Genomic DNA, 22465 nt, shown 5'->3' on the forward strand with positions numbered 1-22465 from the left:
CGCAGGCTCGCGCGGCCGATGCAAATCTATCCTCCCTGCGCCCGCAAACGAATTCGGGCACAGGCACCCCCCAGCCTCGGGCTCCCGCCCTATGGGGCCTCTGTGAGTGCCGGTCGGAGCCCGCAAGTCCGGCCCGGACCACCCGATCCAACGATCATGACCGCTATCAGCAGCACCTCCGGCTCGGCCGGACTCCAGGCCCTGCACTCGCTGCAGGGCAGTGGCCGCCCCCCGGGCGGCCAGGACGGCGGGCCGCTCGGCGCCGCCGCCGAAGCCCTCGGCCTCTCCCAGGACGACCTGATGCAGGAGATGTCCTCGGGCCAGAGCCTGAGCGACATCGCCAACGCGCAGGGCGTCTCCCAGGACGACCTCGCCTCGGCCATCAAGTCGTCACTTCCGCAGGAGGTCCAGGCCTCCGGTGACGTCGACTCGATCGTCTCCTCGATCATGACCCAGCAGGGTCCGCCACCCCCGCCCGGCGGCGGGCGGGGGTTCGGTCAACCGGACACCGGCATCTCCGGCGTCTTCGGCGACTCCCTGACCAGTTCTCAGCAGGACATGCTCGACAGCTTGAGCAGCCTGCTGGGCACCGACTCGGACAGCCTGCTCAGCCAGTTGCAGAGCGGGACCAGCCTGACCGACCTGCTCAGCACGAGCGGGGCCACCACCGACCAGCTGGCCTCGATCCTCGAGAACGGCCTGCTGGTCGACACCCGGGCCTGACGGGTCACGATGCCGACGGCGCCCCCGACGGGCGACCCGTCGGCATCGTGATGCCGCAGGCCTTGAGCGCCGCCTGCGCCGCGTCGCTGCTCAGGATCTTCTGGAACTCGCTGTTCCCGCGCCCGCCCCCGTTGGGCGCGCCGCTCGGCGGGGTACCGCCCGGGCTGAAGCTCGGCATCCCGCTGGGCCGGGTACCGCCGCTGAAGCTGGGCATCCCGCTCTGGGTCGGCAGGGTGATGCCGGCCGCGCTCAGGCACGCCTGGATCTTCTGGAAGTCCTGGCCGCCGAAACCCCCTCCGGCACCGGGGGCTCCGGTCGCCGAGGCGCTCGGGACGGCGGTCGACGCACCGCCGGACGACCCGCCGCCGCAGGCGGCCAACGACAGCATGAGGACGACGGGCGCGGCGACGCCCAGCGACAGGCGGGCCTTGCTGCGGGTCAGGGTCTGGTTCATCGTGGTTGCGCTCCTCAGCGTCTTCACTTCGTCGCGGTGACGGCGGTCGCCTTCACCGTTCCGTCGTCCCCCGTCGTGCCGACCACCGAAACGGTCGTTCCCTGGACGAGTTTCGACAGGCTCGCGGGCATCGTGACCGTCGTGTCGTCGGTCATCGCCACCTTCACGTACTTGCCCCCGAAGTTCTTCACGGTCAGCGACTTCCCGGAGACCTTCGTCAGCGTGCCGACCACGGCGGGGGTGCTCGATGTACTCGAACCGCCCGTCGATGTCCCGGCCCCGGTCCCACCGCCCGTCCCCGTGACGGCCGCCCCGCCCGGGAAACCCTCTCCCCCACCGGGGAATCCACCCGATGGGAAGCCCTCGACGCCGGCGCGGTTCGCGAAGTTGGCCCCGCCCGGGAGCGCCGAGCTGCCGGAGTCGCCGTAGTGCTTCTGCACCAGCACCCCGCCCGCGAAGGCGCCGACCAGCACGATGCCGGCGGCCAGGGCCAGGGTGAGTTTGCCCGGGCGCCGCTTGGCCTCCTCGGCGAGCAACTCCTCGTCGAGCGGGTCGATCGGCTCCACCTCGTGGTAGGTCGGCTGGACCGGCCGGCCGTGGTCGACCTCGTGCACCTCGTACTGCTGAGTCACGTCGTTCCTCGATTCGTGTTGCACCAGAGCCTCACTCGTAACGAAGGGCGTCGATCGGCCGCAGCGCGGCGGCCCGACTGGCCGGGTAGAGACCGAAGAAGAGACCCACGGCGACCGAGACCCCGAAGGCCAGGAACACCGAGTAGGGCGCGACGACCGGTTGGACTCCGACGATCTCGAAGCGGCTGCCGACCAGCCCCACGATCACGCCCATCACGCCGCCGAAGAGCGACAGCAGCACGGCCTCGATCACGAACTGGCCGACGATGTCGGAGCGACGGGCCCCGATGGCCTTACGGATGCCGATCTCCCGGGTCCGCTCGGTGACCGTCACGAGCATGATGTTCATGACGCCGATCCCGCCGACCAGCAGCGAGATCGCGGCTACCGAGGCGAGCAGCACGGTGAACGTCTGGTTGCTGCTGGTGGCCGCCTCGAGGAACGACGTCGCGCTGCTCACCGAGTAGTCCCGGTCGGACGAGGTGACCTTGTGCCGGGCGTCGAGGATGCCCTCGACCTCGCTGGTGGCCGCCTCAACCCCGTCGGCCGAAGAGGCCTTCACCGAGATGCTGTCGATGGAGCCGTAGCCCGTGAGCGTGTCCTGCACCGAGGTCAGCGGGGCGATCACCCGGTCGTCGCCGTCCGTCGGTCCGGTGCTGCCCTTGTCGGTCAGCAACCCCAGCACCGTGAAGTCGATCCCGTTGAGCTGGATCGTCTTGCCCACGGCCGAGCGCCCGTTGCCGCCGACCAGGTCCTCGGCCACACTGCTGCCCAGCAGGACCACGCGCCGGTGCTCGGTGTAGTCGGCGTCCGTGAACGCCGAGCCGGTGGCCATGGTGTCGTTGTTGATGGCCAGGTAGCTGGGTGTGGTGCCGGTGAAGGTCGAGACGCTGTGCGTGGCCCCTTCGTAGGTCGCGGTCACCGACTGCGCGCTGACCGTCGGGGCGACCGCGGCCACGTGCGGCGCCTCGATCTTGTCGATGAGCGCAGCCGCGTCGTCGACCGTCAGTTCGGCGACCCGCGTCTGGGTGCCGGAGTCGGTGGAGGTGGACGAGCCGCCCCCGCCGCCCGGGAACGCGAACCCTCCACCGCCGAAACCGCCCGCCCGGCCGCCGGTCCCGCCCTGGCTGGCCCGGACGGTCAGCGTGTTCGAGCCGAGGCTGCTGATCTGGTCCTGCACCGCGGCCGACGAACCGGTGCCGACCGCGATCAGGATGATCACCGCGGCCACGCCGATCAGGATGCCGAGCGTGGTCAGGGCCGAGCGCAGCTTGTTGGCCGTGACCCCACGGAACGCGAAACCCGCGGTGCGGCCGAGGTTTCTCACTGGGCACCCGCCTGCGCCGGTCCGATCCCCGACTGCGCGTGCCGGGCCCGACCGGCCCCGGCCTCGGCCTGGGTCTCCAGAAGCGCCCGGGTCCGGTCGTCGCTGAGCACCAGACCGTCGCGCAGCCGGATCACCCGGGCGGCTCGCGCCGCCACGTCGTCCTCGTGGGTGATGATCACCAGGGTGCGACCCGAGGCGTGCAGGTCGTCGAACAGGTTGAGCATGTCTTCGGTGCTGCGGCTGTCGAGCGCGCCCGTGGGCTCGTCGGCCAGCAGCAGGACGGGGTCGGTGACGATCGCCCGGGCGACCGCGACCCGCTGCTGCTGACCGCCGGACAGCTGCGAGGGGACGTGCCCCAGCCGCTCGCCCAGGCCGACCCGTTCCAGGGCCGCCACGGCCCGCTGCCGCCGGTGGGGGTTCTTGACCCCGGCGTAGGCCAGCGGCAGTTCGACGTTGGCCAGAGCCGTCGTCCGCGGGATGAGGTTGAACGACTGGAAGATGAAGCCCAGCTTGCGGTTCCGGATCAGCGACTGCTGGCCTTCGGACAGCCTGCGGGTGTCGACGCCGTCCAGCAGGTAGCGACCGGTGGTCGGCACGTCGAGACAGCCGATGATGTTCATCATCGTCGACTTGCCCGACCCCGAGTGGCCCATGATGGCCACGTAGTCGCCGCGTTCGACGACCACGTCGACCCCGTCGAGCGCCCGGACCTGGGTGTCGCCCTCGCCGTAGTGCTTGGTGACGGCGCGCAGGTCGATGGCTGGGCGGGTCGTCCTCGGCCCCGGCGTCGGCGACTCGGCGGTCAACGGCCGATCCCGCCGGCGAGACCGCCGCCCGCCCCGCCGAAGCCTGGCACCCCGGCGCTGGTTGCGGTGCTGGAGGTGGAGGTGATCTGCACCGTGTCCCCGGCGGCCAGCCCGCTGGTGATCTGCGTCTGCGTGCTGCCGACCAGGCCGGTCTCGACCTGCTGCGTCGACGTCGCGCCGTTCTTGACCACCGTGACCGTGTGCCGGGTGCCACTGGTCGTGATCGCGCTGGTCTGCAGCAGCAGGGCGTTCTCGACGGAGCCGGTGGTGATGCTGGCGGTCGCCGAGGAGCCGATCCGCGCGGTGGCCGGCGGGTCGGTCAGCGTGACCGTGACCGAGTACTGCACGACGTTGCTGCTCGTCGTCCCCTCCGGCGAGACGAGGGTGACCGTGCCGGCCGCCGTCTCGTCCGAGGCCGACAGCGTGACGTTCACGTCCTGCCCGACCTTCACCGAGCCGATGTCGGCCTCGGCGATGTCGGCGGTCATCTGCAGGCTCTTCGTGTCGGCCATGGTGATGAACGCGGAGCCGGACGACGAGGAGCTGGACGAGCTGGACGACGTCGAGCCCGTTCCCGTACCGGTGCCGGTCCCCGACCCGGTCCCGGAGCTCGAGGACGAGCTGGAACTCGTCGCACCGCTGCTCGTCGAACTCGTACCGGCGCTCACCGTGTCACCCACGGCGCCGCTGACCGAGAGGATCGTGCCGGAGAACGGGGCGATGATCTTCGTCTCCTCCAGGGCGTCCTCGGCGTCGGAGACCGAGGCCTCCGCGTCTGACACCTGCACCTGGGCGCTGGCCACTTGCGAGTCGTTGGAGGCCGAGCTGCTGCCCGACCGGGCCTTGGCCAGGTTGCTCCGGGCCGTGGCCACCTGGGCCTGCGCCGTCGTGATGCCCTGCTTGTCCTTGGCGATGGTCGAGTCCCGCTCGGCCTCGGCGGCCAGCAGTTGGGACTCGGTGCCGGTGCCGGCGTCGACCGCGTCCTGGGCCTCGGAGACCTTGGCGTTCTGGGTCTTCGTGTCGTTCGTCAGCTGCTTCTTGGCGGCGCTCACTCCGGCCTGGGCCGAGCTGAGCGACAGCTTCGCGGCCTTGATCGCGTCGGCCGTGCCCGCGTCGGAGGAGTTGTCGACCGCCTCGTCGTAGGAGGCCTGGGCCGCCTTCAGCGACGCTTTGGCCGAGGCCAGCGACCGCTCGGCGGAAGCGGTGTCGATGCTGGCGAGCTTGTCCCCCTTGGAGACCTTGTCGCCCACCTCGACGTTCACGTCCTGGACGGTCCCGGCGGCCCCGAACGCGAGGCTGGCCGACTGGCCGCTGGCCAGGTTGCCGGAACCCGAGACGGTGGCGGTCAGGGACCCCTGGGTCACGGTGGCGGTGCGGGTGCCGGTCGTGGTGGTCGGGGCGGCGGCACCGATCGCGGTGTAGGCACCGACGACGACCATGGCCAGGACGACGGCCAGGCCGACGTTCAGCCACCCGCCCCGGCTCAGTCCGGGCAGGCGAGGCTTCAACGACATCGAGCAGACTCCAGGGGTGAACGGCCCCGGGCCGAATGCCCGGTGCGCCGGACAGCGTGCTGAGGCGGCCTATGCCGACCCTGGAGGTGGACTGTGGACTCGCTGTGGCGCTCCCTGAACCCTGTCTGAAAGCCGTGAATTCACAGCACCTACACAGGTTCGGCGCAAGGAGCACTCAGGACCGACGATCACAGTCCTGTGCCGTGACGAACGACAGCTCCCGCCGCAAGAACGGCCTATCCGTCCGTGTCCTCCTCGTGGACGACGAGCCCTCCCTGACCGACCTGATCGGGATGGCCCTGCGTTACGAGGGCTGGGACGTCCGCACCGCCGCGAACGGTGCCGACGCCGTCTCGACCGCCCGCAAGTGGCGGCCCGACGTCGTCGTCCTCGACGTGATGCTCCCCGACGTCGAGGGCCTCCAGGTGATGAAGAGCATGCGCGAGGACAACCCGGACCTCCCGGTCCTGTTCCTCACCGCCCGGGACAGCGTGCAGGACCGGGTCGCGGGCATCACGGCCGGCGGTGACGACTACGTCACCAAGCCGTTCAGCCTCGAGGAGGTCGTGGCCCGGCTGCGCGGCCTGGTCCGGCGCAGCGCCCACGCCAACCGCAACGAGGCCACCCTGGTGGTCGGCGACCTCTCCCTGGACGAGGACAGCCACGAGGTCTCGCGCGGTGGTACCCCGGTCAAGCTGACCGCCACCGAGTTCGAGCTCCTCCGCTACCTGATGCGCAACCCCCGCCGGGTGCTGAGCAAGGCCCAGATCCTGGACCGGGTGTGGAACTACGACTTCGGCGGTCAGGTGAACGTGGTCGAGCTGTACGTCTCGTACCTGCGCAAGAAGATCGACGCCGGGCGGATCCCGATGATCCACACGGTGCGGGGCGCGGGCTACGTACTCAAGCCGGCCGAGGCGTGAGGTCTGGTTCCTTCCTCCACGGGCGGACCCTGCGGACCCGTCTGCTGGTCATCACGATCGCGATGCTGACGGCGGTCTGCGCCGTGATCGGGCTGGTCAGCGTCCTGGCCATGCAGCGGTTCCTCGAGGACCGGCTCGACGCCCAGCTGACGTCGGCGGTCAAGCGCTCTGGGGCGAACACGGCCCAGTCCCAGCGCTCGGCCGACCCGGTCACGCCGCCGGCCTATCTGCGGATGCCCGGCCCGGGACCGGACTTCCTCTTCATGGGGCAGCAGCAGGGCACCCTGGGCGTGGTGATCGACACCGCGGGGACGGTGCAGCGGGCCGGGGTGCTCGTGGACAACTCGACCCAGGCCCTCACCGCGGCCCAACGGGCCCTCCTGCGCACCGTCCCGGCCGACAAGCGCCCGTACACCGTCGACCTGGGCGGCTCCCTCGGGCGGTACCGGGTCGTCGCCGAGCGGGTGCCGGGCTTCGGCATCCGGATGACCGGCCTCCCCCTCAAGCCGGTGCACGACGCCGTCATCCGCCTGGTCCTGGTGATCACCGTGGTCAGCGCCCTCGGGCTGCTGATCGCCGCCGCGGCGACGGTGCTGATCATTCGGCTCACGCTGCGGCCCCTGCGCCGGGTCGCGGCCACCGCCGCCCAGGTCGCGGAGCTGCCGCTCGACCGGGGCGAGGTCGCGCTGGACGCCCGCGTCCCCGACCGCGACACCGACGCGCGGACCGAGGTCGGCCAGGTGGGCGCCGCCCTGAACCGGATGCTCGAGCACGTGGCCGGCGCACTCAGCGCCCGGCAGGCCAGCGAGGCCCGGGTCCGCCGGTTCGTCGCCGACGCCAGTCACGAACTGCGCACCCCGCTGGCCGCCATCCGCGGCTACGCCGAGCTGACCCGTCGCTCGCGCGCCGAGACCCCGCCCGACGTCGCGCACGCGCTGGCCCGGGTCGAGTCGGAGTCGATCCGGATGACCGGTCTGGTCGACGACCTCCTCCTGCTGGCCCGGCTGGACGACGGTCGCCCGCTCGAGCGGGAACCGGTCGACCTCTCGGCCCTGGTCGTGGACGCCGTGGGCGACGCGCACGCCGCCGGGCCCGACCACGTCTGGCGGCTCGCCCTGCCCGGCGCGCCGGTGCTCGTGGTCGGTGACGAGGCCCGGCTGCACCAGGTGCTCGTCAACCTGCTGGCCAACGCCCGGGTGCACACCCCGGCCGCCACCAGGGTCACGGTCGGGCTCGACCACGCGGACGACGGGCGGGCCCGGCTGCGGGTCACGGACGACGGTCCGGGCATCCCGGAGTCGTTGCAGGGCGAGGTCTTCGAGCGCTTCGCCCGCGGGGACAGTTCACGGGCCCGCAGCACCGGCAGCACCGGGCTGGGCCTGTCGATCGTGGCCGCGGTGGTCGCCGCGCACGGCGGCGAGATCTCGGTGACCAGCGAACCGGGGCGGACCGAGTTCTGCGTGCTGCTCGAGGCTTTCGACGGCGGGCCGGACGACGAACCGGTGCCCGACCTGCCCGACCTGCCCGAGATGGTCAGCGAGGCAGTCTGAACGAGGCGATCGTCGTCCCGGTCAGGCTGCCCAGCCAGACCGTGCCGTTCCACTCGCGCACCCCGGTCGACATGCCGAAGCCGGGCCGACTGGCCTGCAGGTCGTGCACGACGCGGCCGTCGGCGGGGTCGAAGGCCATCACCCAGGCGATCGGTTTGGCCTGCGGCTGAAGGAATTCCGGGGTGGCCCAGGCCAGCTTCCGGACCCACGGCGGGGCCGGGGCGAGCGCGTCCACGAGCCGCTCGCGGGCGCCCGCCATGCCGATCCAGATGAGCCCGTCGGTGCCGGTGGAGATGTTGTCCGGGAAGCCGGGCAGATTGTCGAGGACGACCTCCTGGATACCGGCGCTCGGCCCGGTGAGCCAGACCTTGCTGATCCGGTAGGACCCGGTCTCGGCGAAGAACACGGCCGAGCCGTCGGGGGCCAGCGCGACCCCGTTCGCGAACTCGAGGTGCGCGGCGACGAGCGCCACCCCGTCGCCGGAGGCCTCCCGGCACAGCAGCCGGCCCGTCCCGGAGTGCTCGAAGATCTCGGCCCGCCAGTCGGTCAGGCCGTGGTGGTCGGAGGAGTCGGTGAACCAGACCCGGCCGTCGCCGGCCACCGCCGCGTTGTTGCAGAGGGTCAACGGCTTCTGCGCGACCTCCGCGGTGAGCACCACCACCGCCCCGTCGCGCGGGTCGACGGCCAGCAGCCCGCGCTCGGCGTCGCAGACCAGCAGGCGACCGTCGGGCAGCCATTCCAGGCCGAGCGGCCGGCCGCCGGTCTTGGCGACGACCTCGACCCTCGGCGACCCGTCGTCCGCGAACGAGATGCGGCGCACCGCGCCGTCGGCCGTGCCCGTCCAGACCGACCCGTCGCCGCCGACGAGCACGTCCTCCGGGCCCTCGCCCCCGACGTCCACCAGCCGCAGTTCCGGCAGCGGGACCCGGGACTCCTTCTGTCGCGCCCGTTCCGTCGCTCGCGCGGGATGCCACGACACCGGGGCGATCTTCGCTCTGCTCACGTTCCTACCCTGACACCACCAACGCCAGGAGCGCCACGTCGTCGCGCGCCGGACCGAACCGGGCCAGCGACCCGAGCACCGACTCCACGGCGGCGTCGGCCAGCGTGGCGGTCCCGTCCCCGGCGGCCTCGGCCAGCGCGCAGGCCAGCCGGTCCTCCCCGAAAAGCGCATCCCCGGAGCGGGTCTCGGTCACGCCGTCGGTGTAGGCGAGCAGCAGGTCGCCGACCGCGAGGTCGAGCGTCACCTCGTCCAGCCGGACCCGGGTCTGCATCCCGAGCACCGTGCCGGGCCGGCCGACGCTGGTGACCGAACCGTCGGGACGGCGCACCAGCGGCGGCGGGTGACCGCCCAGCGCCAGGTGCACCCGCACGTTCCCGGTGACGGTCGGCGGGTCGACCTGACCGTAGACGGCGGTGCAGAACCGTTCCGGGTCCTCGGCCGAGACCAGGGCCCGGTTGAGCTGCTCCAGCACGTCGCGCGGACCCCAGCCCTGAGCGCTCAGGGTGCGCACCGTGTGCCGGGCGGTCGACGTGACCACGGCCGCGTGCGGCCCCTTCCCGGAGACGTCGCCGAGCACGAAGGCCCAGCGCCCGTCGTCCGTGGGGTGCACGTCGTAGAAGTCGCCGCTGACCTCACCGCCGGGCGCGGGCCGGTAGCGCGCCGCCAGCCGCAGCCCGGCGACCTCGGGCAGGGACGCCGGCATCAGGCTCTGCCGCAGCACTCCTGACAACCGGGTCTGCTCCGCGAGCAGGACCCGCAGCCGGCGCTCGATCCGCTTCCGCTCGGTCACGTCCCGCAGGACCACGGTGCAGGCCACCTCCCGCCCCAGGGTGTCGGTGACGGTGGACAGCGACGCGGAGAGTTCGCGGGTCTCGGGCGCGGCGCCGACCGCGGCGGTCCCGGTCGGCGGCGTCGTGGTCGTCGTCCCTCGTTCCTGACGCCGCGTCCGGGCCCTGCGCGGAGTCGGCACCGGTTCGGGCAACTGCGGCAGCCGGGCGTCGAGCAGGGCCGCGTCGACCGACAACTCGACCTGGAGGTCGGGTTCGCGCTCCGCATCGGCCAGCGCCGGGGCCAGGCCCGGCAGGTAGTCGACCGCCCGGCGGCCGACGAGGGCCGCGCGCGGAGTGCCGAGCAGTCTCGAGCAGGCCGGGTTGGCATCGGCGATGCGGCCGTAGGCGTCGAGGACCATGACCGCGTCGGCCATCTGCTCCACCACCACTCCGCGCGCCACCGGAACGACGTCGAGGAGCTGGAGCCGGAAGAAGCCCCAGACCAGCACGACCCCGGTGATCGCGAACAGCGCCGGGGTGGGGTCGACCGTGGGCCGGTCGCCCAGCTCCGCGTTCCACAGGAAGTTGGCGACCATCGGCAGCACCGACGCGGCGACCAGGACCATCGCCTGCCGCCGGTAGGGACGGGCCACCCGGAACATGGCCACGGTCAGCGCGATCACGGCCGAGAACATGACCACGTAGGTGTAGACCGCGTGGAACCAGAAGACCGGCCCGCCCGAGGACGGGTAGGGCGCCCCGAACAGGGTCTGCCCCTCGTAGACGTGGATCAGATCGTGGGTCTGCGGCAGCGCCAGGAGGGTCAGCACCGTCACGGGCTCGACGCACAGCAGCGCCAGCGTCCGCCGGCGCAACGGCGGGTGGCCGGTCCACTGCCGCACGAAGCTCCACAGCGCGGGCGGCAACGTGACGATGCCGATGAACTTCAACCCGGCCCACAGGCTCGTGGCCTGCTCGGTGCGGGAGCTGAGTTCGAGGGCGTAGAAGAGGGACCAGAGCTTGACGGCCACGAGCATGGCGATCAGCGGGCGGCTGCCGACGACGTCACGGTGCTGCCAGACGAAGGTGGCCAGGGTCAGGTACAGGACGCTCAGAGCCATGAACCCGAGCACGGCGGCGGCGTGCCAGCTCATGCTGCGCCTCCCGCCTCGGCCGGCCCGGGCACAGATGGAGCACCGACGTTGCGGACCGACGGTCCGAACGAGCCTATGCCGACCGTGTCCGGTCTGTCAGCTTCGCACGATCCGCGCCGGATCGCCCGGTCGCCCGAAATGGTGCCCCTGCGCGAGGTCGCAGCCCAGTTCACGCAACCGGCGGGCCTGCCGGCCGGACTCGACACCGTCGGCGACGACCTTCATCCGGTAGGCGTGGGCGAGCTCCACGACGGCGGACACGACGGCGTCCGCGCGGGGGTTCTCGCCGACCGCCGCCGTGAACCCGGGGGCGACCTTCACGAAGTCGGGCCGGATCTGCTGCAGGTAGGCGACGGCGGCGTATCCGGTGCCGAAACCCGTGATGCCGACGGCGATCCCGGCCGCGGTCAGCTGGCGTACGGCGGCCTCCAGACCCGGGGCCGCGGCGACCACGTCGTGCTCGGCGATCTCGAGCCGGATCCGGTCGCGGCCGATGTCACCCCGCTGCACCACGTCCACCAGCCGCCGGGTGACGCCGGGGTGCTCGAGGGAGCGGGCCGAGACGTTCAGCGACAGCCAGGGCGACTCCCCCGCCTCGCCGGTGTGCTCGCCCCAGCTGACGATCTGCCCGATCGCCTGCTCGACCAGCCAGGCGTCGATCTCGACGACCAGCCCGGTGCGCTCGGCCACCTCCCGGAAGATCTCCGGGGGCAGCATCGGGTCCTCGCGGTCGAACGTCTCGAGGTCCCGGACCCGCGCCTTGGCCTCGGCCCCGACGATCCGGCCGTGCACGAAGTCGACCACCGGCTGGTACCGGGCCATCAGCCGGCCCTCGGCGAGCGCGGCCCGCAGCCGCCGCTCCACCCGGGTGCGCACCTCGGTGGCCTCGCGCAGCGCGGCGTCGAAGACCACGAAGCGACCGCGTCCGGCGTCCTTGGCCCGGTACAGGGCGATGTCCGCCTCGCGCAGCAGCTCGTGCCCGGGCAGCGGACGGCCCTCGCTGCGGGCGATCCCGACGCTGGCGGCCACCATCAGCGTCTCGCCGGTCTCGGGCAGCTGGTAGGGGGCCTTCAACGCCTCGACCAGGCGTTCGGCCAGACGGAGCACGTCACTCTCGCCGGCCCCGCGGGGCAGCAGGACGGCGAACTCGTCGCCGCCCGGGCGGGCCAGGTACGACCCGTCGGGGACGACGGCCCCCAGCCGGCGTGCGACCTCGATCAGCAGGCGGTCGCCGACCTGGTGACCGAGTCCGTCGTTGACGGTGCGGAACCGGTCCAGGTCGAGCAGCAGCAACGTGACCGGCGGGCCGGGCCGGGTGGTCGCCTCGGCCAGCCGCTTCTCGAAGGCCGCCCGGTTGGCCAGACCGGTGACCGGGTCGGTCGCGGTCAGCCGCTCGACCGTGATCCGGTCCTGCACCTGGCGCGTGACGTCGATGGTCGCGCCGTACACCCGCCGGCCCGCGGCCGGCCCGGTCCCCTCCACCGGGCCGGCCGCGGACCAGGACTGGACGTGCCGGATCGCGCCCCCGGGGCCGATCAACCGGAACGTCTCCACCCGCTCGCCCTCACCGTCGGCGTCGGTGTCCAGACGCCGGGCCCGGGTGAGGTCCTCGGGGTGCACGAAGGAGTGCCAGAACTCCAGGCTCGGCTCCACGTCCTGCGCGGAAACCCCTATCAGGCGGTACATCTCGTCCGACCAGAGCAGTTCGCCGGTGTCCGGGCGCCACTCCCAGGTGGCCACCCCGGCGAGCTCCTGGGCGGCGCGCAGTCCCGCGACCGCGGTGCGCTGGGTGACGGCGTCCCGCTCGAAGGCCGTCACGTCGACGACCCCGCCCCACGCGCCCAGCAGCGTGCCGTCGTCCGCCCGGCGCACCTCGCTCCAGGCGTAGGCCTGACGGGTGCTGCCGTCGCGGCCGTTCAGCCGCAGTGCACCGGCCACACCGCGGCCGCTGGCGATCGCGCGCACCGCGATGTCGAAGCGCGGCTGGTCGGCCTCGTCGACGACCTGGCGGACGAGGTCGAGGGTCAGGTCGGCGGTCAGCGGGAGGCCCAGGAGCCGGGCCACCGGGGTCGACCAGCGGCACTCACCGGTCGTCGCGTCCCACTGCCAGAGCCCCATGCTGTCGGCGGCGGGCAGGGCCGGCATCACCGCGGGCGGCGCCTCGCGCACCAGCGTCCGGGTCGGCGCGGCCACCGGACGGCCCACGAAGGCCGGGGGCAGGTCGAGCACCCGCGTCGCGGTCGGGTCCACCGCGTCGGGTTCGGCGGTCGGGACCGTGCGCAGGTCGATCGGCGGATGGTCCACGGGGCGCTGCTCGCTGGGCGTCCGGGACGGCGCGGGCCGCGGCGGGGTCGCACGGGCGGGGGTCGCACGGGTCGGCAACAGCTTGGGCACCGGCCGGGTCGGGGGCGCCGACGGCGCGGCCCCGCGCGGCGGAGTCGGGGGCGCCTCGGCCGGGTCGCTGTCGAACCAGCCGCGCGCGGAGCCGGCGGAGGCAGGCAGCTCGGACTCATGCTGCACCGGCGTGCCCTCCGCGGGCGTCGCCTCAGGGCGGCGGACCTGCGCCGGCACAGTCGTAACCGGCTGCGGCCGGACGGGTTTCGGCCCGTTGATCAGTCTGGCCAGGCGGCCGGCGGCCACCTCGGCAAGCTCCACGCAGGTGGTCAGGTCGGCCAGGCTGAACCAGCCTGCGCGCGGCCCGACGAGCGCCAGCAGCGCACAGACCTCGGGACGGCCGGCGGCCCGGCGTCCCCCGCCGCCCGGGGTCGAGAGCACGACCGGGACGACCAGCGCCGCGGGCGGGGTGCCCAGGCAGGGGGCGGGGCGTCCGTCCTCGCCGAGCAGCCGGGCCTCACCGTCGCGCCACGAGTCACCGCACGGGCTGCCGTTCGTCGCGACCGGGGTGCCGGCGACCAGGCCGTCGTCGTCCTGGGCCAGGACCCACTCGAGGCGGCCGCTGCGCAGCATGGCCAGCCGGGCGGGCGCGTCGAGCAGGGTGGAGGCCCCGTGCACCAGGGCGCGCAGGACGTCGGCGGCGCCGGGACCGGCTGCGGCGAGGTCGCGGCGGATGCGCTCCAGGTCGGGTTCGGCCCGGCCGTCGAGTGCCGGGCCCTCGATGAGTGCCACTCGCCGCCACACCTCCGCCTGGATGCTCGCCCGGGACACCGTCCAGATACGGACAGTGTCTTGTTGCTCATGGAGCGTAGTCGGTCGCGCGGGGTCGGTGAACCGTCCCGAGCAGACCTCCGGAGAACGGACGAGAGGATCGCTCACCCCCTACCGTGGGCCCATGACGGACGCCCCCGACGACGTGGACCGGCTCGATGCCGCGCTGAGCAGGCTGGTCTCCCGGGCGGTGGTCACCCCCGAGCAGGCGGACGCCGTCCGGACCGAGTTCGCGGCCCTGCCGCCGAGCGTCGCGCCCCGCCCGCCCGCCCCGGACGACGACACCCCCAACACCTCGCTGCTGGCCGAGATCGCCGGGTACACGGGGGCGGTGTTCGTCATCGCGGGGGCGGCGGCCCTGGCGGCGGCCGCCTGGGGGTCGCTGGCCAGGCCGGCGCAGTTCGGCATCCTGCTGGCCGCCGCCGTGCTGGTGACCGGGGCCGCGCTGGCCACCGCGCACGGTCGGACGGCGGCCGAGTCGTCCGGGCCACGCAACCGGCTCGTGGCCGTCCTGCTGCTCCTGGCGGCCGGGCTCTACAGCGGCGCGACCGCCGTGTACGCCACCGGCCGGGTCGCCGAGCACCTCATCCCCGTGCCGGCCCTGGCCGTGGCGTTCGCCGGCTACACCTGGCGCCGCGGCGTGCTGCTGAACCTCGGTCTGGCCACCGCCACCGCCACGACAGCCGCTGTGCTGGTGGACCTCTCACGCCCCTCGACCGGCATCCCGGTCGGGCTGACGCTCGCCTTCGTGGGCGCCGCCTGGCTCGCCGCCAGCGTCGGCCGGGTCGTCCTGACGGAGGAGTCGGCCGGCTGGATCGCCGGGGGCCTGATCGCCTTCGTAGGTGCCGAACTCGTCACCACGTCCGGCGGTGGGGGCGCGTCGGCACTCGGCTACCTGTTGCTGTTCGCACTCGGGATCGCCGGGGGCGCAAGCTATCTCGCGACCCGTGGGCTGGCCGCGCTGGCGGTCGGCGGCCTGACCCTGGCCATCGCCGTCCCCCAGCTCGTGCTCGACCTGACCGACGGCGCCCTCGGGGCGGCCCTGGCCCTGCTCATCGGCGGGCTGCTGATCGTCGCGCTCAGCGTCGTCGCACTGAGGCGCGTCGAGACCCCGGCGACCTAGCCCACGCCCTCCCGGATCAGCCCAACCGAGCCAGCTCGGCGTCGTCCAGCTGGAGCTCCGGGGCCGCGGCGGAGTCGCGGATCGTCTCCGGTCGCGACGAGCCCGGGATCGGCACGACGACCGGGCTGGTCGCCAGCATCCAAGCCAGACAGACCTGTTGCGGGCTGACGCCACGGGCCTCGGCCACCTCCTGGAAGGCCGCGTGCCGGCCGCCCAGCTCGGCGGCGCTGCTGATCCCGCCCAGCGGGCTCCACGGCAGGAAGGCCAGGCCGAGCTCGGTGCACAGGTCGAGCTCGGGGCGGGACGACAGGAACCGCGGCGAGTACTCGTTCTGCACGCTGACCAGTGCGTCGCCCAGGATCTCGTGGGCCAGCCGGATCTGCGCCGGATTCGCGTTGGACAGCCCCGCCATCCGGATCTTGCCCGCGTCGTGGAGATCCTTCAGCGCACCGATCGTCTCCTCGTACGGGACCTTCGGGTCGGGCCGGTGGTGCTGGTAGAGGCCGATCGCCTCGACGCCCAGGCGCTTGAGGCTCGCGTCGCAGGCCTGGTGGAGGTAGCCGGGCGAGCCGTCGACGTCCCAGCCGCCGCCCGGCGTCCGGGTGTGGCCGCCCTTCGTGGCCACCAGCACCTGGCTGGTGTCGCCGCCGTAGCCGACCAGCGCCTCGGCGATCAGGCTCTCGTTGTGGCCGAAGTCGCGGTCGTCGAGGCTGTAGGCGTCGGCGGTGTCGATGAGGGTGACTCCGGCGTCCAGCGCGGCGTGGATCGTGGCCAGGGCCCGATCACGGTCGGGCCGGCCCTGGATGCTCAGCGGCATGCCGCCGAGGCCGATCGCGGAGACGGTGGCGGTGCCGATCGAGCGCTGCTGCATCGGTGCGGACTCCCAGGTCAGAGGGGGACGATTCGGACGACGGGTATCCACTTTGGAGAACACCCGGGCTACCCCCTATGCTGGGCCGGTCCTCGACGGGTGCAAGTCCGCCGTGTGTCCACAGGCCCCCATCGTCTAGTGGCCTAGGACGCTGCCCTTTCAAGGCGGTAGCACGGGTTCGAATCCCGTTGGGGGTACGTGCACGTCAAGGCCCTGTAGCGCAGTTGGTTAGCGCGCCGCCCTGTCAAGGCGGAGGTCGCGGGTTCAAGTCCCGTCAGGGTCGCTGGATCTGCCGGAGTTTCCGGCATGCCAGGCCAGGTAGCTCAGTTGGTAGAGCGAACGACTGAAAATCGTTAGGTCCGCGGTTCGACCCCGCGCCTGGCCACCGTCCGGAGAGCGTCCTCGACGACGTGACTGACGAACGCCGCGTCGAGCGACTCGCGAGAGAACCAGCGTCGGTAGAACAGTGGCCCGGCGACAGCGGCGGCGACGTCGGCCGACCCGCGGCCCGCCGCCAGCTCGCCCCGGGCCCGCGCGCGGTCGCTGATCACGACGAACGGGGCCATCAACCCGGCGTGCAGCTCCGCGTGGAGCCCCGCCAGGTCCGGGTCCCGCTCAGCGGCGTCCACGATCGACGGCAGAACCGTCGCCCAGCGCGCACTTCGAAGGCCCTCGGCCAACCCGTCCGCCACGGCCGCCAGGTCCCCGCCGAAGGTCCCCGTGTCCGGAACCGGGGGCGGTGAACCGATGGTGGAGCAGGCCTCGAGGAGCAGCGCGGCTCGCGACGGCCAGTGGCGGTAGATCGTCGTCTTGGACACGCCGGAGCGCCGTGCCACCTCGTCGATGCTGACGCCGCCGATGCCACCGGCGGAGAGCAACTCGTAGGTCTGGGCGAGCACCGCCCTCCTGGACCGGCGGACCCGTGCGTCGACGGGCTCTTCGGATCGGCCCACGGCGTGATCTCCAGGTTCTCTGATCGAGGGAAACAGTACGGTACTGTACCGTACTGTTTTGGGTCGGGCGGTCCGGCTTGTCAGACGCCGTCAGGAGCAGGTCATGAAACTCGCCTCCGTCCGCCTCGTCACCGACGACCTGCCCGCTCTGGTCGCCTTCTACTCCGCGATCACGAACACCGAACCCGCGACCCCCTTCGGACCGGACGACTACGCAGAACTGCGCACCGAGAGCGGCGTCGTCGCCCTGGTCACCAGCGCGGGGATGAAGCGCTTCAACAACGACGCCGCCGAGGCCGCCGCGAACCGGTCCGTGATCCTCGAATTCGAGGTCGACGACGTGGACGCCGAACGAAGCCGCCTGGGTGACCGGATCACCGACTGGGTCCAGGAACCGGTCACCCAGCCGTGGGGCAACCGGTCGATGCTGTTCCGCGACCCCGACGGCAACCTCATCAACATCTACTCGTCCCCTCAGACGGTCTGATCAGCGTCCTTGCGGTCACCGACCTGCGGGGTCCCAGTGCTGTGCCTGTACTCGACGCCGGACCTGGGCGACACCTGCTCGCCGTGACGGCTCTGGTCTGTTTCCTGCTGCTCTCGCCGCGGGCGGCGTCGGCCACCCGTTGCGTGGGCTGGCCGGACGACATCACCCAGCAGGTCGCGACCACATCGATCCCGCCGTCCCCCCGATCAGCCCCGATCACCACGGGCATGAGCAGGCGACTCAGAAGCGCACGCCGCCCAGTCTGGCTGGCAGGATCGGGACATGGAACGAGTTCTGGGGATCGGCGGATACTTCCTGCGCGCGGCCGACCCGGGGGCGTTGTACGCCTGGTACCGAGACGTCCTGGGCGTGGAGGTGTCCGAGCACGGCCTCTGGAAGCAGGAGGCCGGGCCGACGGTGTTCGCCACCTTCGAGCAGGCCAGTGAGTACTTCCCGACCGGACAGCAGGCGATGCTCAACTTCCGGGTCCGCGACCTGGACGCGATGCTCGCCCAGCTACGCGCGACCGGAGCGCCCGTGGAGGAGCCGCAGGACATGGACGGCGTCGGTCGGTTCGCCTGGGTCACCGACCCGGCGGGCAACCGGGTCGAGCTCTGGCAGCCGAGCTGAACCGATGCGACCTTGGAACGAGATCGACTGGGACCAACCGAGGCCGAGCCTTCGTGAGCTGATCGATTCCTGGCCGTCGATCACCTGGGAACCGTCCCCGATCGACCATCCTGCCTTTGACCTGTACGTGGACGAGGTGCGCGCGGTCTACTCCAACGGCGGGTGCCTGGTGGGCCGATGGCGGGCGACCAGCTACTCGGACACGACCGCCTGGTTCATGTCACGCAACCGGCTCGACGAATACGAGATGCAGCGCGTACTTCTCGACCACCCGACGGTTCGTGATGACCTGGCCGAGCTGAAGATCCCTGCCGTGCTCGATCGGATGCCGGGCGGCCTCGAGGAGCAGGCTGGCGGTTCGCTGCTCCTGGACGGCCTACTGGCGCGCGCGCTCACCTTGGGTGGCGCGTACGACAACTACCCCGGAACGGCCGCCGCCGCCAAGGCCCTGGCTCACGAAGCGGTGGTCGCCCTGACCGAAGAACGGTATGAGGACTTCCGACTCGACACGACGTATCTAGCCTGGACACCGTGGTTCTTCGACATAGCTTGGGACAACACATTGGTCCTGACTGACATGGCCAAGGCCGAGATGACGGTCATCTGCATGACTGACACTGACTGATTCAGGTTTCCTTGGCGAGGTTGCAGGCCTGGCAGAGGCCTTGGGCGTTGTCGGCGCACGTCCTTCCGCCCGCTGCGGCCGCGACGACGTGGTCGATCTGGCGGATGGGTGCCCCGCACCAGGGCGTGACGCAGTACTGGTCTCGGGCGATCACGAACTTCCGTAGCCCAGCCGGGAAGATCCGATTCCTGGACTCCATCTGAATCAGCTGCCCGGTCTCGGGTGCTGCCCACAGCCGCCTGATCCACCGCGTGGCGTGTTCGTCGGGCGGGTCGGCGAGCTGTCGGGCCAAGGGGGCCGGAATGGGCCCGAAACCGTTAACGTGCGCGGGTTCCTGACTGTGACCGGTCATCGCGGTGTCGGTGATGACGAGTTGGACCTCGACCGGCACGGGTTCGCTCGAACCGAGGACTCGCTCGCGCAGGGTGTCGGCCATGACCTGCCCCTTGCCGCGCCCGTCCTCCGGATCGATCGCGGCCGTGTCGGCTGCCCTGGTCAACGCTGCGTAGACCGCGACCCCCTCGGCGACGGGCAGGACCGCGGTCAGGACCGTCATGCAGTCCGGCGCCGGCCGGATCGTGACCCGCCGCTCGACCTGCGCGGCCTGAGCTCGCTTGTAGGCCAGCCCGGGCTCGAGCCGGAACCCGATCTTCTTCGCCTCCCGCGCCACGGCCGCATTCCCCAGCCCTGCGAGGCGAGGCCCCAGCTCGGAATCGACGAGCGCCCGGTTCTCACGGGTGAGGAGGGCGGTTTCGCGGACCATCACGCTCGACCGGAACTCGCTGGTCTCACCCTTGGTCAGGGCAGCCAGGGTGTGGGGCATCTCCTCAGCCAGACACCTGGCCACGCCCACCAGTCGCGCCGCCTGATGCGGTGACTCATGCCGGGCCCTCGCGATCTCCTTCGCGGCCTTGCGCGGATTCGCCACCGACGCCGCGTACTCGGCCGTCGCGCGCACCTGCACCGCGGCCGCCGCCGACTTCAGGATCTCCAGCGTCTGGATCAGCTCCAACCGGCCCGCATCGTCGGTGGGTGGTTCCGCCCCGACAAGCCAGTCGGTGAACTCGCGAACCTCGTCGGCGGTCGACGGGTACGCACGCGGCAACTCCAAAACAGCCACGACACACCCCGTTTCCCACCCGTCGATCGAATCTTTGTTCGATTCTTCCGGCTTAGCCAGCCCAGCACAAGGGGCCGTGGAGATCTGTGGACAACCCGCAGACCTCGTTGTCCACAGACGGTTTTCGCCATACTCGGGAGATGCTCCGGTCAGCTGTCGCATTCACCATCAGCGCCGCCACCACCCTGGCGGCGTACCTGGCGCTGCTCGGTTGGGACCAGGAGAAGGAGACCGGTCCCGACGGCTACCTGCACGGCCCCTACGCGGCCTGGCAGGTCGCGGCGATGGCCCTGACAGTCGGCGTGATCGCCTGGCTCGGAGGCCGTTACAACCGCATTCCGTCCAGTGTCAGCGCGGCGACGATCACGTTGACGGTGGCCTGGTCCATCGACGCGGCGACGGATGTGGAGGACGACGGCCTGTGGCCGCTCGGCGCCACCATGGTCGCTTTCGGGTGCGCCCTGGCCCTCCCGCTGATCGCGACCCTGGCCCGGATCACATCAGCCAGGGGTCGATCATCTGAGTCGCCCGCGGCGCATCGGTGACCGCGGGCGGCGGCGGGCGGCGGCGACGCACGACCCCGGCGACGAGCCCCAGCCCGAACCCCACCCAGCCCGGACGGCCGTAGCCGAGTCGCAGGAACGACGCCGGCCCCAGCGGCACGCGGCGCGGCAACGACGACACGGACACCAGCCATTCGGGCCAGCCCAGGAGACCGAGAATCCTTCCCAGCCGCTCGGACTCGATGAAGTGCTCCGGGTCGATGTCGTGGGAGAGTTCGGCCGTCAGGGCATCGGCCGCATCCGGTCGACCACACGCGGTGGCCAGTTCAGGAGCCAGGGACACCCCGTAGGGCTCGGGCAGCGTGTCGTCGTCGGGCCCCAGCCCGTACGACGGGTCGCTGAGGTAACGACCCAGCTCCTCGCCGTCCCGCCAGCCGACCAGCAGCAGCTGCCGGTCGCTCACCACCCGCACGGCCACCACGGCCCCGCCGAGCCGGGCCGCGAGCGCGGCTGCGACCTCGACCACCCCCGCGCGGCGCGCGGCGCACGCTCCCGGGACGGAGGCGGGGACGACGACCAGCCAGTCCTCACCGTCCGGCGCCACCCAGCCGCTGAAGCGCAGGGACGCCAGGACCGGCAGCACCGAGGCACGGGAAGCCGACCCGGCGTCCAGCAGCACCGCCGCGTAGGTGTACCCCTCGGGGCCGGAGTAACCCGGCCCGCCGTCCGGTCCGACCGCGAACGACATGCCCCCATGATGCGCCCCCGGAGATGACCCGGCACGCAGGTGACCAGCCCACGTGCCGGGCCCCCCGACCGGCGGGACCCCCCTGACGGTGCCCCGTCGGCCCCCGAGCCCGGTCGACCTGGGCTCAGGCGGTTCGGGCGGCCGGCGTCCGGAGGGGGCCGAAGGGGGCCGGCTCCCCCCGAGCCGGACGGATAACGATGCTTTCGCGACTGGCCTCGGCGGCGCTTCATGCGATATGCACCAGGTATGACGGGCGACCTTGGACCAGTTGTCCGAACCCAACCCCCCACGGAGGCGATCGCCGGCGCCGTCCGCCGGCTGCTGGACCAGCTGGAACCGCTGTGCGCGGAGGTCTTCGCCAGCACCATCCTGAGCCGCCCCGAACTGTCCGTGCTACCTGCGCAGATGCTCGACGACATCCGCGGCTCCCAACGCCGGTTCGTGACCACCGGCCTGCACTGCGTCCTCACCGGCCAGCCCTTCGACGACCTGTACGAGGCCGTCGCGCGCACGGCCCGGCGCCGGCAGGCCCAGGGGGCGCCGCTGTCGTACACGCTGCGGATCAGCGACGACGTGATGCGCCGGGTGATGGACCACGTGATCGACGAGCTCGGCGACCACGCCACGGTCGAGGACCGCGCGCACATCACGAGCCGCTCGCTGGAGTTCCTGCGACTCCTCACGATCGCGTCGGCGACCGGGCTGGAGGGCTCGGACGCCCGCCGCGAGCGCCGGGCCCGGCTCTTCGAACTGCTGACGGACGACGCCCCGCCCGGCCCCGAGGTCACGAACCTCGCGTCCCAGCTGGGTCTGTCGCTCCCGGTGCGCGCCGTCGTGGCCACACGCGACGCGCAGGCCGCGGAGCGACTGGACCGGATGTCGGGCGCCGTGACGGCCGAGCGCCACGGGTGCACGGTGGCGTTGTTCGGGGTGGATCCACCCGGGCTCGAGGGGCCGCACGGTCTGCACGGGCTGGGTGATCCGGACCGGCCCGGTCAGTACGTCGAAACAGTCTGTGCGGCGGCCACTCTCGCGGAGCACCTGGGCTCGGGGACGGTCACGGTCGACGAGGTCGCCCTGCTGGCCCCGGTCCTCGTACTCGACGACGGGGCCGCGGCGGGGGCGGTGCGTGCGAGCTTCGGCGACCTGCCCGGGACGCCGCGCGGCGAGGAGCTGCTGCAGACCGTCTCGGCGGCGCTGACCCTCGGCTCGAACGCACAGGCGGCCCGCGAGCTGGGTGTCCACCGGCACACCTTCGAGTACCGGTTGCGCCGCTTCACGGAGCTCACCGGCCAGGACCTGACCGACCCGGTGGTGGCGCTGCGCTGCCGGCTCGGCCTGCTGCGGCTGCGGATGTGGCCTTACCGACGCTGAACCCCCGGTG

Annotated in this window: 21 protein-coding genes and 3 tRNA genes; 12 read left to right on the forward strand and 12 right to left on the reverse strand. The window is 72.2% G+C overall.

Annotated features, from left to right (window positions below; translation table 11 throughout):
- Positions 1-156 precede the first annotated feature (156 nt).
- Complete coding sequence (locus tag ACIB24_RS01285; protein WP_398274013.1) at positions 157-723, forward strand: hypothetical protein; 567 nt, start codon at positions 157-159, stop codon at positions 721-723.
- Positions 724-727: 4 nt separating this feature from the next.
- Here the strand turns inward: ACIB24_RS01285 and ACIB24_RS01290 are convergent, their stop codons facing one another.
- From ACIB24_RS01290 to ACIB24_RS01310, 5 genes are read right to left on the reverse strand one after another with little or no spacing between them, the layout of a single operon-like run.
- Positions 728-1177, reverse strand: coding sequence for a hypothetical protein (locus ACIB24_RS01290; RefSeq protein WP_398274016.1), 450 nt, complete (start codon positions 1175-1177; stop codon positions 728-730).
- Positions 1178-1200: 23 nt separating this feature from the next.
- The gene (locus tag ACIB24_RS01295) at positions 1201-1809 is read right to left on the reverse strand and encodes a hypothetical protein (protein WP_398274019.1); all 609 of its coding nucleotides are present in this window, start codon (positions 1807-1809) and stop codon (positions 1201-1203) included.
- A gap of 31 nt (positions 1810-1840) precedes the next feature.
- Positions 1841-3136 carry an ABC transporter permease gene (locus ACIB24_RS01300; protein WP_398274022.1) on the reverse strand — a complete coding sequence of 432 codons (1296 nt, stop codon included), beginning with the start codon at positions 3134-3136 and terminating at the stop codon, positions 1841-1843.
- Entirely contained in the window at positions 3133-3942 is an 810-nt protein-coding gene (locus ACIB24_RS01305; protein WP_398274024.1) for an ABC transporter ATP-binding protein, read from the reverse strand. The genes ACIB24_RS01300 and ACIB24_RS01305 overlap by 4 nt, the downstream gene beginning before the upstream one ends.
- The gene (locus ACIB24_RS01310; protein ID WP_398274027.1) at positions 3939-5456 is read right to left on the reverse strand and encodes an efflux RND transporter periplasmic adaptor subunit; all 1518 of its coding nucleotides are present in this window, start codon (positions 5454-5456) and stop codon (positions 3939-3941) included. Before ACIB24_RS01310 ends, ACIB24_RS01305 begins: the two co-directional genes overlap by 4 nt.
- A gap of 203 nt (positions 5457-5659) precedes the next feature.
- On the opposite strand from ACIB24_RS01310, the gene ACIB24_RS01315 reads away from it, so the two are divergent.
- On the forward strand, positions 5660-6379 hold the full coding sequence (locus ACIB24_RS01315; RefSeq protein ID WP_398274030.1) for a response regulator transcription factor: 720 nt from the start codon (positions 5660-5662) through the stop codon (positions 6377-6379).
- A 62-nt stretch (positions 6380-6441) separates the two neighbouring features.
- The gene (locus ACIB24_RS01320) at positions 6442-7929 is read left to right on the forward strand and encodes a sensor histidine kinase (RefSeq protein WP_449619053.1); all 1488 of its coding nucleotides are present in this window, start codon (positions 6442-6444) and stop codon (positions 7927-7929) included.
- Here the strand turns inward: ACIB24_RS01320 and ACIB24_RS01325 are convergent.
- The 3 genes from ACIB24_RS01325 to ACIB24_RS01335 all read right to left on the reverse strand — a co-directional run bounded on the left by ACIB24_RS01325 (position 7913) and on the right by ACIB24_RS01335 (position 13982).
- Positions 7913-8932 carry an SMP-30/gluconolactonase/LRE family protein gene (locus ACIB24_RS01325; protein WP_398274036.1) on the reverse strand — a complete coding sequence of 340 codons (1020 nt, stop codon included), beginning with the start codon at positions 8930-8932 and terminating at the stop codon, positions 7913-7915. The two genes, ACIB24_RS01320 and ACIB24_RS01325, sit on opposite strands and share 17 nt — an antisense overlap.
- Positions 8933-8936: 4 nt before the next feature.
- Positions 8937-10856: a histidine kinase N-terminal 7TM domain-containing protein gene (locus tag ACIB24_RS01330; protein ID WP_398274039.1), complete on the reverse strand. Its 1920-nt coding sequence runs from the start codon at positions 10854-10856 to the stop codon at positions 8937-8939.
- Positions 10857-10952: 96 nt separating this feature from the next.
- On the reverse strand, positions 10953-13982 hold the full coding sequence (locus ACIB24_RS01335; RefSeq protein ID WP_398274042.1) for a putative bifunctional diguanylate cyclase/phosphodiesterase: 3030 nt from the start codon (positions 13980-13982) through the stop codon (positions 10953-10955).
- A gap of 163 nt (positions 13983-14145) precedes the next feature.
- Between ACIB24_RS01335 and ACIB24_RS01340 the strand changes: the two genes are divergently transcribed.
- On the forward strand, positions 14146-15144 hold the full coding sequence (locus ACIB24_RS01340; RefSeq protein ID WP_398274045.1) for a DUF2157 domain-containing protein: 999 nt from the start codon (positions 14146-14148) through the stop codon (positions 15142-15144).
- Positions 15145-15160: 16 nt separating this feature from the next.
- Here the strand turns inward: ACIB24_RS01340 and ACIB24_RS01345 are convergent, their stop codons facing one another.
- Positions 15161-16015, reverse strand: a complete 855-nt coding sequence (locus ACIB24_RS01345; protein WP_398274048.1) for an aldo/keto reductase — start codon at positions 16013-16015, stop codon at positions 15161-15163.
- Between the two features lie 124 nt (positions 16016-16139).
- Between ACIB24_RS01345 and ACIB24_RS01350 the strand changes: the two genes are divergently transcribed.
- From ACIB24_RS01350 to ACIB24_RS01360, 3 genes are all read left to right on the forward strand, one after another.
- A tRNA-Glu gene (locus tag ACIB24_RS01350) sits at positions 16140-16212 on the forward strand.
- 12 nt (positions 16213-16224) lie between these two features.
- Positions 16225-16298 (forward strand) — tRNA-Asp (locus ACIB24_RS01355).
- A gap of 29 nt (positions 16299-16327) precedes the next feature.
- Positions 16328-16400 (forward strand) — tRNA-Phe (locus tag ACIB24_RS01360).
- Here ACIB24_RS01360 and ACIB24_RS01365 read toward each other — a convergent pair.
- Positions 16369-16914 carry a TetR/AcrR family transcriptional regulator gene (locus ACIB24_RS01365; protein ID WP_398274051.1) on the reverse strand — a complete coding sequence of 182 codons (546 nt, stop codon included), beginning with the start codon at positions 16912-16914 and terminating at the stop codon, positions 16369-16371. The two genes, ACIB24_RS01360 and ACIB24_RS01365, sit on opposite strands and share 32 nt — an antisense overlap.
- A gap of 157 nt (positions 16915-17071) precedes the next feature.
- On the opposite strand from ACIB24_RS01365, the gene ACIB24_RS01370 reads away from it, so the two are divergent.
- The 3 genes from ACIB24_RS01370 (at position 17072) to ACIB24_RS01380 (ending at position 18710) form a co-directional block, all read left to right on the forward strand.
- Positions 17072-17455, forward strand: coding sequence for a VOC family protein (locus tag ACIB24_RS01370; RefSeq protein ID WP_398274054.1), 384 nt, complete (start codon positions 17072-17074; stop codon positions 17453-17455).
- A 282-nt stretch (positions 17456-17737) separates the two neighbouring features.
- Positions 17738-18085 carry a VOC family protein gene (locus ACIB24_RS01375; protein WP_398274057.1) on the forward strand — a complete coding sequence of 116 codons (348 nt, stop codon included), beginning with the start codon at positions 17738-17740 and terminating at the stop codon, positions 18083-18085.
- 4 nt (positions 18086-18089) lie between these two features.
- Entirely contained in the window at positions 18090-18710 is a 621-nt protein-coding gene (locus tag ACIB24_RS01380; RefSeq protein ID WP_398274060.1) for a hypothetical protein, read from the forward strand.
- A 1-nt stretch (position 18711) separates the two neighbouring features.
- Here the strand turns inward: ACIB24_RS01380 and ACIB24_RS01385 are convergent, their stop codons facing one another.
- The gene (locus ACIB24_RS01385) at positions 18712-19830 is read right to left on the reverse strand and encodes an HNH endonuclease (protein WP_398274063.1); all 1119 of its coding nucleotides are present in this window, start codon (positions 19828-19830) and stop codon (positions 18712-18714) included.
- Positions 19831-19970: 140 nt separating this feature from the next.
- On the opposite strand from ACIB24_RS01385, the gene ACIB24_RS01390 reads away from it, so the two are divergent.
- On the forward strand, positions 19971-20375 hold the full coding sequence (locus tag ACIB24_RS01390) for a hypothetical protein (RefSeq protein ID WP_398274066.1): 405 nt from the start codon (positions 19971-19973) through the stop codon (positions 20373-20375).
- On the opposite strand, the gene ACIB24_RS01395 is transcribed toward ACIB24_RS01390, so the two are convergent.
- Positions 20326-21081 carry a hypothetical protein gene (locus tag ACIB24_RS01395; protein ID WP_398274069.1) on the reverse strand — a complete coding sequence of 252 codons (756 nt, stop codon included), beginning with the start codon at positions 21079-21081 and terminating at the stop codon, positions 20326-20328. The genes ACIB24_RS01390 and ACIB24_RS01395 overlap by 50 nt on opposite strands.
- A 246-nt stretch (positions 21082-21327) precedes the next feature.
- Here ACIB24_RS01395 and ACIB24_RS01400 point away from each other — a divergent pair, with 246 nt between their 5' ends.
- A complete protein-coding gene (locus tag ACIB24_RS01400; RefSeq protein WP_398274072.1) occupies positions 21328-22455 on the forward strand; it encodes a helix-turn-helix domain-containing protein in 1128 nt (375 codons plus the stop codon).
- Positions 22456-22465 lie beyond the last annotated feature (10 nt).

Origin of the sequence: Spongisporangium articulatum (genome assembly GCF_044465595.1) — a bacterium.
Classification (GTDB): Bacteria; Actinomycetota; Actinomycetes; order Actinomycetales; family Kineosporiaceae; genus Spongisporangium; species Spongisporangium articulatum.